General features: G+C 33.9%; 6 protein-coding genes. All 6 read right to left on the reverse strand.

Going from position 1 to position 15,340, the window contains the following annotated elements; all coding sequences use genetic code 11:
* Positions 1-322 precede the first annotated feature (322 nt).
* A complete protein-coding gene (locus HM984_RS04375; RefSeq protein ID WP_179348260.1) occupies positions 323-5,164 on the reverse strand; it encodes a T9SS type B sorting domain-containing protein in 4,842 nt (1,613 codons plus the stop codon).
* A 466-nt stretch (positions 5,165-5,630) separates the two neighbouring features.
* The gene (locus HM984_RS04380; protein ID WP_218845011.1) at positions 5,631-7,412 is read right to left on the reverse strand and encodes a T9SS type B sorting domain-containing protein; all 1,782 of its coding nucleotides are present in this window, start codon (positions 7,410-7,412) and stop codon (positions 5,631-5,633) included.
* Positions 7,413-7,450: 38 nt separating this feature from the next.
* Positions 7,451-9,913: a T9SS type B sorting domain-containing protein gene (locus tag HM984_RS04385; protein WP_179348261.1), complete on the reverse strand. Its 2,463-nt coding sequence runs from the start codon at positions 9,911-9,913 to the stop codon at positions 7,451-7,453.
* The gene (locus HM984_RS04390) at positions 9,910-13,344 is read right to left on the reverse strand and encodes a T9SS type B sorting domain-containing protein (protein WP_179348262.1); all 3,435 of its coding nucleotides are present in this window, start codon (positions 13,342-13,344) and stop codon (positions 9,910-9,912) included. Before HM984_RS04390 ends, HM984_RS04385 begins: the two co-directional genes overlap by 4 nt.
* A 96-nt stretch (positions 13,345-13,440) precedes the next feature.
* Positions 13,441-14,268: an ABC transporter permease gene (locus HM984_RS04395; RefSeq protein WP_179348263.1), complete on the reverse strand. Its 828-nt coding sequence runs from the start codon at positions 14,266-14,268 to the stop codon at positions 13,441-13,443.
* A gap of 57 nt (positions 14,269-14,325) precedes the next feature.
* A complete protein-coding gene (locus tag HM984_RS04400) occupies positions 14,326-15,222 on the reverse strand; it encodes an ABC transporter ATP-binding protein (protein ID WP_115809071.1) in 897 nt (298 codons plus the stop codon).
* Positions 15,223-15,340 lie beyond the last annotated feature (118 nt).

Consider the following 15,340-nt stretch of genomic DNA (forward strand, 5'->3'; position numbering starts at 1 on the left):
AAAATTTTTAAAATTTTATGTCATGCAGTTTTAGGAGAAAAAAATAGTGAAAAATCAATAGTAATATTGGTTTTAAGGGTAACTAACCTTTTTAATTGGACGAATGACAAATAGTTAAGTGCTCTCTTTATTATGTAAAAATGTCACAGTTACAAACCGATAATCGCCAACAGACCTATTATTACCATTATAAGTGCTATTCTAATTGTCAGTGCTATGAGGTGCTATATATATATTAATAAGAACCATATTTTTAAATACAAAAATCCCCTTACCAAGATGTAAGGGGATTGTTGTAAATTAAAATTGAATATAATGTTTATTAATGCTTCAAGGTGAAATGCCCTTTAACTTCAAAAGCAATTGAACCCCGTTTTATTTCCGCCACAAACCAAAAGTCACTTGTTGGAAGTATTTTTCCATTGTAATAACCGTCCCAACCTGGGGAGCTAGACGTTAACTGTTTGATGCGTTTACCGTAGCGGTCAAAAATATTAATAACAGTTCCAGGTAAAGTTTCAATACCTACAATATGCCAAGTATCAAAATCACCATCGTTATTAGGTGTAAAGAACTTCGGAATATCAACAACTAATACTTCCTTAGTAACATTAGCACAACCATTTAAATCTATGATTGTAACGGTATGGTAGCCCATTGCTACATTTTGAAAAACATTTGATTCTTGAGGTTCAAAATTATCTAATTGATAAAGGTAATTACCAATACCACTAATGGTAACTGTAATATTGTTTGGATCTGAGAAATCTACAACTTCTGTTGTTTCTATAGTAGCTGCTTCAGATTCCGTGACTCCAAAATAACTTGTATTCTCACAACCATATTGAGACGTTACAGTCACCCAATAATTGCCTACTTCAGTCACCTCAATTTCTGGAGTAGCTTCTCCAGTAGACCATAAATAAGAATCACCAGTATAATTAGTATTTGCAGATACAAGTAAAGGTGTATTATTTAAACAAATAACTTGATCGCCTACATCAACTACAGGTATAGGGTTTACAATGGCCGTGAATGACGTTATACTATAACATCCTGTATTGCTATTTTCTAAACGTGCATAAATAACTTCACCATCAAAAGCCATATAATCCATTTCTAAAGCTGAATTATTTTCATGTGCTTGAAGCTCTGTATTATGATACGTCAGCGTAAATAAATTAGAATTTTGTCCTCCTAAAATACTTGCGTTTTGTTGTGCTAAATCAAATTCTAAAATACCATCAAAGTCATCATCACAAGCCTCTAAATCATTTGGTTGGTTAGCTATTGGTAAGGCATCTACTTTTAAATTGAATTCGTAATAAGTGGCACAATGTGTAGTGCTGTACTCAGTTCTTATAAACAACGTATCAAAATTACTTTGGTATGTGTAATTAGTATCTAGCGCATTCGTATTAGCGATTGCATCGGCTTCGTTAGAGAAGTAGCTATATAATACGTTATAACTATTATCAGTTGCAATTTCATTAATTTCTGTTAAGTCTACAGTATTAGTGTCATTCTCACAGATTGTATAGTGTTCAAAATCATTAATGATAGGTGGTTGATTTACGATTAACTCTATCGGAAGCGCTGCGTAACAATTAGAAACCGTATTGGTTACTTTCATATAAACCGTCTGAGGATTTGATATGTTTGTATAGCTTTCAGGATTTGGTATTGGATTCGTTCCTGCTTCAGAATCTTCAAAATTAGCGTAATATTCAATAACAATGTTTTCTTGTCTAACATCTGTAATATTAGATTGTGCGCCAGTTAAATCAAAAACTAGGGTGCCATCTGTGTCATCATCACACTCTATCATTGGTTCTGCTAAAGTTACGTCTGGTACTTTAATGACATTAACCACAAATGATGTAATAGATTGACAAATTGTACCATTATCTATCTGAACAAAAATTTGTTGTGGATTTACAGTATTTGTATACTGAAGTGGAATTTCATTAGTGTTATTTCTAGCATCATTTTCAGTTGTAAAGAATTTTACAGATTGAATATCTGGAATGCCTGCTTTTACTTCATCAGCTATACTTGAAAAATCAAAGAGCTCAGAGCCATCATTTGAAATATCATCACATACAAACCAGTTTGTTGGTTCGTTGTAAGTTGGGTTGGTACCAACCTCAATTGTAAATGAAGAGGTCGTGTAACAAGATTCGTCTGTAGTATTATCAATCCTCACATAAATTTGTTGTGGATTGCTAATGTTTTCATAGATGCTTGTTTTATCAATAGCATTCGTTTTATTATCGGCATCAGTTGGGTTAAGGTAGTAACTTACTGCTTTTCCTGTTTGTCCGTCTAAAGCTTCGCTATCTTTGTTTTCAAATACAAATTGACCGATACCATCCGATACATCTTCACAAAACGTATATTGTTGTACATAGTTAGATAAATCTCCAACATATGGTAAGGTATTTACAATAATATCTAACGCTTCAATAGCATAACAACCTGTAGTACTATTTTCAACACGCATGTAAACAATCTCTGTTTGTGCGGAATAGTTAGCTAAACCTTGAATTTCATTTTCATCAGAACGCGCATCCGCTAAACTATTATGAAAGCTTACACTTCTATTAGGTGTAGCTAAAATAGAATTAGGAATACTATTGTTTAAGTTAATAATTGAAAAACCATCTCTATCCGCATCACAAATAATAATGTCTAAAGGTTTTTCGCTTTCTGGTGCTGGTAAAACCGTAACTTCAAATGAGTTATAATCAAAACAACCAGTTTCAGAAAATGTAATTCTAGGATATAATGTAAATGGGTTACTTACATTTACATAGTTATTAGGTAATGCATTGGTATTATCAATTGCATCTTGCTCTGTAAGGAAATAGGTGACTTCAAAACCATCTTCACCATTAGTTACATCAGCATTTAATGTGGATAAATTCGTAGTTGTTAAACCATCTTGGTCTTCATCACATACCGTTAAACTCACCACAGAATCAAATTGAATGATAGGATATAATACCAAGTCAAATTCAGCCACTTCAGTACACGTTAGACTTTCTAAGGTAATATAAATGGTTTGTGGGTTGCTTTGAGAATTATATGTTACACTTGGGTCAATAGCGTTAATTCCATTATCTCTATCTGTTTGTGTTTCATAAAATACGACGTTTACATCAGGCAGTTCATTGATGATGCCAACCGCAATATTTTCGAAATCAAATCCTTCTGTCCCATCGTCATCAACATCACAAACTGAAATATCTCTAATATTAGTCGCTGTTAATAATAGGTTGGTATGCAGCTCAATTGGTGTCGTAGAGGCACAACCAGAACTCGTGTTTTGTACTCTTATATATACAAGTTGTTCTTCAAAGTTGATATTTGCATAATTAGTATCATCTGCAATTGGGTTTAATCCAGAAAGTGCATCCTCTGGTGAGGTATGAAACGTTACTGTAACATCAGTTAAACCTTCTAGAACTTCTGGAATAATAGTGGTTAAATCAAAATTAGCAAAACCATCTAAATCCGTATCACAAGCATCGATATAATGTACTTCTGTGTTTATAACCGGACTGTCAATTACACTAACATTTAAAGTAGTAGTACTAATACAACCTGTTTCAGTATTTTTGACACTTACATGTATTATTTCTGTTGGGTTGGTATTCGTATAAGGCATAGAATAAGCGTTGATGCCAGAAGTAGCATCTGAAGCAGAACTATGATAGCTAACTACAAGGTTGGGTTGTGAAAGTGTAATTTCAGAATCTTTATAAGCGTTTAAATCCATCGCCACTCTTCCGCTAACAGAACCCGCACTACAAACCTCTAGGTCTGTTGGGTTTGAAATTATTGGCAATCCATTTACAATTAAGTTAAATGTTGAAAATGCTAAACAACCATTTACGGTATCTTCAATTCTTACATGAATAGGTTGCGGATTCGCCGTATTTTGAATCGGACTTGTAATAGCGTTACTATTGTTAATAGCATCAGCGTTATTATAATGATAAGAAATGGTATACGTTGATGAAGGAACAGAAGCAATAACTTCGGCATCTTTGGTTGATAAATCAAACGTTTCTAAGCCGTCACCACTTAAATCATCACAAAGTAAAAAGTCTGTTAAAGGATCCGAAGTTTGTGTAGAACTTAAAGTAATATCAATAGCATCTTCTATAACACAAGAATTTCCTGCAAGTGGTAATTGAACCTCTACACGATAGTTACCCGATTGTGATGCTGTTAAAGTCGATTGGTTGGCTGAAGGAATTTGTGAGTTATTGAAAAACCAAGAATAAACAGCATTAGGGTTGTCTATGTTTCCATCTAATTCAACACTGCTCGCACATGTAGAAAAATCTTCTCCTAAATCTACTGAAGCATTAAAACTATTTCCTTCAATAAATACAGCAGAGTCATAATTTTGATCATTCTGATCTGCAATAACAAGTTTAATTTGATATTGTACGTTTGGTTGAATAGCTGCAGTTGCAGAAAGTACAGTGGTTCTACCATTATAATTAGTGTCACCAAGATTATAACCTTCAAAATACTCATCATTTGAAGCAGGACAAAATCCTACAATTTCATCGTGAACCGTATTAGTGTTAACCGGTGTTGTGGTTCCTGGTATTAAAGCAATGTTGGTATAAGCGTCAGTAGTGCCAGCTTCTCTAATTAAGAAAGCAAAACCATCAGAATAATCACAAGGAAAATTACCAAAATATTCTTCCGAAGCTAAAATATAATTAAACTGTATCTGATTTGAAATTGATATAAATTCAAATTCTATTGATGTTGCATTTACAGTACCTGATATTCCTAAAGCGGTTTCAAGGTCACTATCTGTTAACCATGTTGCATCTCCTTCGTTTAATATAGTATTGTTTTGTCCGTTACCAGCAGATGTTGCATTTCCTGTGGTTAAGACAATTCCGTTTTCGAAAGGAAAGTTTGAATTAGATCGCTCAAAATAACCGTAACTACCAATTCCAATAGAAGATCCATTTGACGGAGAGTTAATGTTTGAGACTTCTACACAGCCTTGTATTAATGTGTTTTGAATTAAGTCTTGAGGTGAAACAGAGTTATCTACGGTTACTTGTTGTGAAAAAGAAATACTACAAATTAATCCAATAAATAAGCAGAGGGAGCGGTTTAAATAAGTCATTAGTTTCGGTTAAGGTTTACTATGTTAGTGTAGGGTAGATTTGGAGTCAACGCACACACGTTATTTAATATGGGCGAAAAGTAGATTAAAATAAGATGAAATACAAAAAAATACGTCAAACTACACTAAATGTTAACGTTTAGAGCCGAGAAAGTGGCTTTTAAGCTGATATATACAGCAAAAAGAGATTATTCTTACATATAAAATCATGACTATTTCAAACAGTTACGTAAGAAATATCTTAATTTGTATGCCAGTAATTTAATTTCATAATAGTGTTAAATCTAAAATATAATTATAGATAATAATTAACTATTAAAGTTTGTGAGGGAATTTTTAATATGTGGAGGGAATTAGTAAAGAAATTTCACTAACAGGTATAAAATTAAAGTAACTAAAGGGTAATTGCAAAAAAATAAGATGAATGGACTAAAACTTTAACAATTCTTGAAAATTAAGACCTATTCTAGTAGTTTATGTATACCCATCCAACGAAAGGTTTATAATTTGGGTCATTTAAATTTAAAATATAATAGTACGTACCCACCGGTGCTATGTTGCCTTTATTGTTAAGTCCTCTATTTATTTTACCGAACCAAGGTTTTTCATTATGCCCAACAAAAATTAAAGCTCCGTAGCGATTGTAAATTTGTAATTCGTGTTCTGTGAAAATATCATACAGCCCTTGAATATTAAACCAATCATTCTTTGTGTCACCATTGGGCGAGAATCCTTGAGGAATATACGGTGGACAATTTTCAACGGTTAAGTCAAACTGAAAAATCTCATAACAAGGATCGCTTATTAATCTAACATATATGGTTTCAGGATTAGAGCCATTATTATAATCTGATGGGATAATAATCGAATTAACATTCATTTCTAAATCCTCTAATGAATGGTAAAACGTAATGTCGTCTTCATTATAATTTAGTGTGCTTAGGGCATCAAATAAATTGAAACTCGAAATTTCTAAACCTTCATTACAGCCCATTAGGTTAGGCAGTGGTATTATTTCAGAAACAATAAGTAAGTCAATAGTTTTAAATGTACTATTGTTGTTTTCATTAGATTCTGTAACCACACCAGTCATACTGCCATTATCATCCACTATGGCCACAATGGTAACATTAGGATTTATACTATCAGGTAACGTGAGGTAAACGGAATTACTTTCACTACCATCTATAGCAATATCATTTAGAGTTGCACTTGTATCAATAAAAAGACCATCACTATAGAATGCAATTGGAGTATTGGCAGGCAAAACATCGGTGCTATTTGTGTTATATACGGTGTAAAATAATTGAATGGTATTATCTCCGCAACTGACAGTGTTATTGTCAATAGTTATTGTGGCATCTGGTAGCTGACTATTTAAAACGGTGATAATATTATTTATCATTACAAAATCTTGACCAGAGGTAAGTGAGATCGTAGCTGAAGTATCACCAATATTGATATTATTCTGAATGCTATAAACATCAATATCCATATTGTATAGATTTGAATCACCTGTAAAAGAATTAGTACTATTAAAGGCGTTGTTTGCAGGATTTAAGGGAGGGTTGCTAATAACACTTCCGTTAATAGTTAGTTGCTCATTAACGGCTAAAGATTTGTCACCTTCCCAAGCAATGAAACCAATTTTAGCATTTTCATTATCTAATACGTTTAAATTATCTAGTGTAATATTTAGGACATCAGGGACACTTTGTAACCCATCATAAACATTAAGTTGGTTTAGAGGTAAGTTATTATCTTCATAAATAATAGTTATTGCCCAGCCTCCAAAGTTGGTGCCTGTAGAACAGTATGGACCAATATCATTGGTAAGATCAAAATTAGAAACGCTGTAATTTGTACTGCCTTGATCTAAAATTATTGAAGTCACATCAGCAAATGCAGCAAAGAAAACACGGTCAGAATCTAAAGCATCACTAAATGTGCGTTCTGCAGTAATATCTATATTGTTTAATGAAATATTAAAATCCCCAGTATGCGAACCTGCCCAATATAAATAGGCCGCAACTATATTTTGGTCACTATTTAATGATAAGTTTGCTGATGATGAGGTTAAAATGGTACAAGGTCCAAAACTACCATTCTCAACGGTATTCATTGTATTGCCAATAGCTGTATAATCAAATCTGCCGTTAAATTGCTGGTACAAGGAAACATCTTGAGCAAATAATGGTTGTGTTATGCTAAATAAGAATAAACATACTATGTAATAAATGTTTTTCAAATTACGAGATTGGTCAAACGAAAATACAATTTTTAAAATTACCGTTTCAACGAAAAATGATTGGTAAATGTTCGTCCATCTTGAAGGTCAACTTTAAACCAATAATCACTATTTGGCATCACTTTACCGTTAAATGTTCCATCCCAACCGACACTAAGCGGATCTAGCTCTTTTAATAGTTTGCCATAACGGTCAAATATCAACACAGAAGAATTGGATTGAAAAAGAGACGAAATCCCCTTTACTTGCCAATGATCATTTTTGTTATCGGCATTTGGCGTAAAGAATTTAGGGAAACCGATCACAGAAACTAAGGCGTCTGCGACCCCGCAATTATTTTTGTCTCTAATGTAAACAGTGTAGAGTCCTGGAGCTACATCTTGGAAAGTCGTGGCATCTTGGTAAGGACCATTACGATTATCTAGCGCATATTCATAATCTCCTTCACCACTTACAAAAACGGAGATCGTATTATTCTGAGTAGCATCAATAACTTCAATATCCGAAACTGTAGCAATATTTGAAGGTAAAACAGTTACAGTTCTATCTTTAAAACATCCATTCGTATTGGTGACTCTTACTGTATAAGTTCCTGGTGCATTGATTTCTATGGTAGAGGTGTCTTCTCCCGTTGACCAGTCATAGTAGTAATTGTTAGGAATATCATCAATAAGCCCACCATTAATAGTTATCGTGTCGGGAAAAAAGTTGAGACAATATTGTGTTTCAAATGTGGTTTCAATATTAGGGAGTCTAAAAACAGTAAGTTCTATTTCGCTAATTCCATAACAGGCATTAACATTTTCTACACGTCCATAAATGGTTTGATTATAAGCCACAGTATTAGTGAAAGTAGTACCAAGTGGATTGCTTTCAGTTAAAGCCTCTTCGTAAGTTTCATAATATACCACATCTAAATTTGCAGGGGAGCCAGCTAATATCTCAGCGTTGCTATCACCAAGATTAAATTCCATAAAACCGTCTTCAGTGCCATCTGTATCACATAACGCGATGTTAGCGTTGTTAGTGGAGGTTGTACTAACTTCTAGAGAAATTTCACTAAAGTTAACACAGCTTGTATTATTGTTGGTGACTCTAGTATAAATAATTTGTGGGTTAAAAAAATTATCAAAAGAACTACCGTCAATAGCGTTTGATTGATTCTCAGCATCAACCTGAGAGAGGTAATATTCTATAGTTGCATTTGGGTCTCCTTGTGTAATTTCATCCGATGCTTGCGTAATGTTAAATGTTGTAAATCCTTCAGGGATACCATCTTCATCACACTGTATAAGTGAAACGTTATTAGCCACTGGTTTAGGGTTGACAAAAACATTAAAAGAGGTAAACCCAATACAGCCAGAATCTAAATCTTCAATTCTAACAAATATTTCAGTTGGAGTAGGTGTAGCAGTACTATAATTAACGGGTAGTGCTGACATTAATGTTTCTGCATTTGCTTGGCTTAAATGATAGCTAATAGCATAATTGGTACCTGCAATGCCGTCAATAATTTCTTGAGACTTCACATTAAAATCAAATGTAGAAATACCGTTTTGGTCGTTTCCATCTAAATCATCATCACAAATATTATAATCTGTAGTGGCATTAAAATTAGTAAGTACCGAAACATTTATATCAAAATCATTAATAATATAACAACCCGTCGTTAAGTTTTCTATTCTTACATATATAGTCTCATTACTAGATGTGTTATTGAAAATATTGCCTAAACCATTTACATTAATATTGGCATCACTTTCAGATTTATGATAGGTTACCATAACATCTGATTCTCCATTAATAATATCTTGAGTTAAAATGTTGAGGTTAAATTCTGTGATATTATCATCATAAGGAGCTGTAGAATCGCAAACTTCTAGGTTTGGTAAACTGATTGTAGTGGTATTATTAACCAAAGGGTTTGAGGGTGCTTCTGGAAAAGAAGCTGTACCAGTCCACTCTAATGAAAACGGACTATTACCAACCGGTCTATCAATAACAATAAAGTAGCTTTCACCAGCTAAGACGTCGATATCACTTACAAAACTATCTCCATCTGCACCTGGTCCATCAGATGTTTCTGTAGATGTAGCGTTTAATCCTGTTCTATTATTTCCTTGGTTAGCTGCCGCAGGATTTGTAGTGGAACATCTAATGGCTTGTCCGATATTACCACAGCTTACATTAGGTCCAAACACGAAGAAATCATAATCTTCACTAATATTAGAACTACTCGGAGTCAGAGTAAATGCCAGTGTCCCATCCGTAGCTATATTAACTTCTAGCCAAATACTATTGTTTTCTTGACTTCCACAGGTATTAGAATTGTTTAGTTCTTGCGTACCAACACCATTTACATCTAAACTAAAATCAGAATTGCCACATACTGTTACGGCAAATTGGCAATCATTAGGTTGTTGGGCATAAATAAGTGTACTAAAAAAAAAGCACCAAATCAATACTATAGCTTTTTTTATGAAATTAGGGGTATTCATCATCGTTTTAATGTAAAGTGATTTGTAAATATGCGTCCGTCTTCTAAGGTTACTTTAAACCAATAGTCGCTTGTTGGCATTTTTTCTCCGTTGAAGGTACCATCCCAACCAAGACTTAGAGGGTCGAGTTCTTTTAAAAGTTTTCCATATCTATCAAAAATTAATACAGTAGAATGTGCTTGGAAATCATTAGTAATACCATAAACCTGCCAAAAATCGTTTTTAGAATCATTATTTGGTGTGAAAAATTTAGGAAAACCAATAACCGAAACTAAATCTTCTACAATGCCACAATTATTTTTATCACGAACATAAACGGTATATAATCCTGGTTCAATATTATTAAAGGTATTGCTATCTTGGTAAGGGCCGTTAATAGCATCGATCGCATATTCGTAAACTCCTTCGCCATTCACCATTATAGAAATAGAATTGTTCTGAGACGCATCAATCACTTCAATTTGTGAGATGGTGGCTATATTAGATGCTAAAACAGTAATCGTTCGGTCTTTAAAACAGCCATTGGTATTAGAGACTCTAACATTGTAAGTTCCTGGCGCATTTATTTCAATTTCAGATGTGTTTTCTCCGGTAGACCAATTGTAATAGTAGTTACTAGCAGAATCGTTTATAATCCCTCCGTCTAACAGGATTGTTTCTGGCGAGAAATTCAAACAATAGAACGTTTCAAATTCAGTTTCAATATTTGGTAATTCAAAAACAGTTAAGGCGATTTGACTTATACCATAACAAGCACTGGCATTTTCTACTCGTGCATAAATAGTGTGTTGGTAAGGTATGGTATTGGTATATGTTGCACCGATAGCATTAGTTTCTAATAAGGCATCATCATAGGTTTCATAATACACTACATCTAACCCTACAGGGGAGTTGGCTAAAACTGTAGCGTTAGCATCGGTAAGATTAAATGTCATAAATCCATCTTCGCTGCCGTCTGTATCACATAAAGATAAACTTGCGTCGTTTGAAGAGGTTGTACTAATTTCTAAAGTAATTTCACTAATGTTGGCACAGTCGGAATTTGAATTTGTGACTCTTGCATATACGGGTTGAGGGTTGAAGTAATTGTAAAAGGCATCCGCATTAATCGCGTTTTCTTCATTTTCAGCATCAGTTTGAGAGGTGTAAAAATCAACACTTGTATTTAATGCGTTATCTGTAATCTCGCCGATACTTTCTTTCAAATTAAAAATAGTGAAACCTTCAGGAATACCATCTTCATCACATTGAATAATTGTAATATCATTGGCCACAGGAATAGGATTAATTACCACATTAAAAGAAGCTGTATTAAAGCAATTAGTGTTTAGCGTGTTTTCTACTCTAACAAAAATAGTGTCGTTAATTGCGTTTGTATTGGTGTAATTAAGTGGCAATGCGCTGGTGTTTGTATCTGCATCATCTTGTGAACCATGGAATGTGATATTAAGGTCTGTTTCCGGTTGAGCGTCTCTAAGCGTTGGAATGATATCTCCAAGTGCTATTGTGGCAATACCGTCCATAACATTACCGAGATTATCACAAAACTCAATGGTGTTTAATGTTGGAATTTGAGGTGTATTAAATACTTCAATATCAAAAGAATTGACCGCGAAACAATTGGTGTTACTTGCGTTATCTACACGGACAAATAGGGTTTGTGGATTAGCCGTATTGATGTATGGAAACGTTAATTCATTTTCCCCAGAGTTTGCATCCTCGGGTGTTTCATAGTAGCTTACATTATAGTCTAAAGCGTCTTGGGTCAATAACGCTTCAGGATTTTTAGTTGTAAAATCGAAGCTTGTAAATCCGTCGTTGTCATTATTATCGCAAACGAAAACATCTGAAAGTGGATGTGCCACAGGAATTTCAAAAACACCAACAACAGCACTACCTGTTATTGGACATTCACCATTGTTCTGTTCAATATAAACTTCATAAAAACCAGGAGTATCCACTCGTAATTGGGCTGATGTTTCAGCTAAAGGAACTCCATCAAAGGACCAAACATAATCCGCACCAGCAATGTCATCAGCTTGTAATATGTAAGTATCATTGGTGCATAATTTTAACTCGGTAGTACTAATACCATTTCTAATAATATCCGTTTCAGAATTAAATAAAGATTGGATAAATGGAGGTAATCCAATTGTACTAGTGTTTTGATTTGAGCCATTAATATCCAATAATATCCCGCGTTCATTGTAGTTAGCTGCCGATCCATCAGCTTCAGGATTATTAATGATACCTAAATATTTTGAAATTGTGGGATTGCCATTATAACTTAGATTTGCTCTATAAATACGTCGATCAATACCTAATTGCAACGCACCAGCAGAAACATCGTTAGAGGAATGAATGACTTGTAGTGAATTAGGAATATCATCGCTTTCTAAATTCCATTGTAATATATGGCTGGTACCGTCACCAGAAGCGCCTTCGCTCATTGTGGCATATACTTTTCTACTTTCTGCAGAAAATTCTACACCATAAGGACTATTTCCGTTTAGTGAACTGTAAAGTTCTAATGGATTGGATATCGTTCCGGTTTCGTTATTAAAATCGTATAAAAAAACATTGCCAGGCGCATTGTTACCCGCAAGTATAGCTTCACCATAGTTGGCAGCAACTAGTTTAGACCCATCAGGTGAGGATTTAATGTATCCTAAAGAATTTCGTCTATACCCTTCAATAGGAATATAAGGACCAACTTCTGAGATAACAGGCGTAGATTGTACGCCATTGATGCCAATTCTGAATGCGTAAAATTTATTACCCAAATGCGTAATCACCCAAAAGGATGAACAATCTTCTGCACGAACAGCCGTAATTTTTTCTGAACTTTTATATTGAACTTCTAACGGAATAGATGCATCATAGGTTACTAAATGTATATTCTTTTCTACGGCATCTACATCTCCTAATCCAGCATTTAAAGTCATGTCTATTAATGAATAATTAAAACCATTGTTATAGCCATCATCTTGAGACGGAATAGTTCCTCCTCCTTCATAAGTACCAGTGTATTGATTAGGATATGTGCTTGCATTATTATGATGCGGTTCATCTACGGTAAAAAGGTAATACTTATTGGGGTCTTCAGGTTTAGGAACAATGAGACCAGAAGAAGTACTAGATGGATCGCCTAAAAGCCCGGTGCCACCAAAGTAATCACCATTTGCCATAATTTGATGATTTCTATTCCATACGGTTCTTCCGTCAGAATAAAATAATAAATTCCCATCAGAATCGGCAATAGAAGTACAGCCCTCTAACGTATCTACTTGGCCATTAGTTATTGCAGTTACAGTCCCTGTTTCGGCATTAAATTGTAGACCAGCGTTACGGCCAAAATACCAAAATGAAGCCTCACTTTGAGCAAAAAGATGAGCACTAATAAGTAATAATAAAATTAAAAAGGTCTTTTTCATAAGAGCTTAATGTGAATATTACACATCAGGCACACAATATAGCAACTAGAACATAAAAACCCTAAGATTTAACGGTGTATAATTGTAAAGGAATTTTTACAAATCTCTCTTTTTTAGCAACTGAAAAGATAAAAACACGAATAATGCCGTCCAACCTAAAACGATAGCAATCTCATACCAATGTACAGCATAGTCATACATAATATCCGTTTTTTCAGGGAATTTAGTCATTACAATACGTTGTATAGGTTGGTTGATAAGGTTGTACATGGATTCTAGAGGTAAAAAACCTTTGATCTTAAATGCTGTTTCTACAGTTCCGGATACATAGACTGCTGCCCAAAATATTAACCACTCCACGATGTAAAGCACTACCAAGAACGCTAAAGCAAATGCAGAACGTTTTACCAACATGCCGAAAAATAAACATAGACTGAAGAATCCAACGAGCTTTACAAAATAGGCTAGTAAAAATTCAACTTCTCTAAAAATAATAGTGGCTTCCGTATAACTTGAATAGTACATTCCAATTAAAAATGTTGCAGCGCCAATAAGTACGGTGGCACACAATGAGAAAAATACAATTGTATAGAATTTAGAAAGTATAAATTCTTTCTTACTTAAACCATCTATTAGGTTCTGCTTTAAAGTTTTGTTACTGTATTCGTTACCAATCATACTTACGACGACAATAGCAAAAAAGAACTTAAAATAAGAGGCGAAAAAGGTAGTGATATGCCAAATAATTGGAAAATTAAAAATACCTAACTCACCTAATTCAAGAGTAAAAAAGCCGAAAAAATTTATTTTAATGGATGATAAAATAAGTACTGTAAATGGTAAAATAAAGGAGATAAATATTAAAACAAGGCTGACTTTATTAAGCCAAAGTTTTTGAAATTCTATTTTTATAAGACGTAACATATTTGATTGGTTTTGCGCACTCTCAAATGATGAGAATTATGCTGTTCTTTGATTGGTTTATTGGTTGTCTGTGAGTTGTAAGAATTGCTCTTCCAAACTTTCTTTACGTTTTACGAGGTGTGATAGTAAAATACCTTTGTCAAACATTAATTTATTAAAATCGGAAGCCGACATTGGTTCGTTTAAGAAAGCAGTAATCAATTCTCCTTCAACTTTTATTTTACCAATATTTGAATGTAACTCTAATAGGCCTATAAGTTCTTGATGTTTTTCAGATTTTAATTCGAAAAAACCGTGACTATTAATCATTTCATCTACACGACCTGCATATAATTTTTCACCTTTACGAAGCACAACCACATGCGAGCATACTTTTTCAACTTCATCCAAAAGGTGAGAAGCCAAAAGAATAGTCGTACCATTGGCAGCAATATCTTTTATAATTTGTCGTATTTGATGGATTCCTTGTGGATCTAAACCGTTAGTAGGCTCATCTAGTATTAAAATTTCTGGGTCATTAAGTAGGGCAGAAGCGATAGCTAAACGCTGTTTCATCCCTAAAGAATAAGTTCTGAACTTATGATCTTTTCTATCTAGCAATCCGACGACAGCAAGTTTTTCTTCAATTTTACTTCGATCCACTCCTTTTATACGGCAAACTAATTTTAAATTTTGTTCAGCCGTCATGTACGGATAAAAGTTTGGACGCTCAATGATTGCACCAACTTGCTTTAAGGCATCGTGAGTTGAGGTATTTCCGTCAAACCAATGAAAATCGCCATGTGTTTTGTTCACCACATTTAGAACGATACCTAAAGTTGTAGATTTACCACTTCCGTTAGGACCTAAAATGCCGTAGACATTGCCTTTGTTAATTGTAAAGCTTAGGTTTTTAACGGCAGTGAGATAACCGAATTTCTTTGTAAGATTATTGATAGTAAGGATTGGCTCCAAAATGACTGGTTTTTGAGATGCTGAAGTAAGTTCAGCAAAAGTTGGTTATGTTTATAAGACGATTAATGCTTTTATTTGTTACACGGATTTTTATTTTATAATAATTAATTGGTCAAAA

This window comes from Winogradskyella pacifica, from assembly GCF_013403915.1.
Taxonomy (GTDB): domain Bacteria; phylum Bacteroidota; class Bacteroidia; order Flavobacteriales; family Flavobacteriaceae; genus Winogradskyella; species Winogradskyella pacifica.

Excerpts from the sequence above, each read along its gene's own strand:
- HM984_RS04375 (WP_179348260.1), bottom strand. The coding sequence starts at position 5,164 with ATGACTTATTTAAACCGCTCCCTCTGCTTATTTATTGGATTAATTTGT.
- HM984_RS04385 (WP_179348261.1), bottom strand. The coding sequence starts at position 9,913 with ATGATGAATACCCCTAATTTCATAAAAAAAGCTATAGTATTGATTTGG.
- HM984_RS04390 (WP_179348262.1), bottom strand. The coding sequence starts at position 13,344 with ATGAAAAAGACCTTTTTAATTTTATTATTACTTATTAGTGCTCATCTT.
- HM984_RS04395 (WP_179348263.1), bottom strand. The coding sequence starts at position 14,268 with ATGTTACGTCTTATAAAAATAGAATTTCAAAAACTTTGGCTTAATAAA.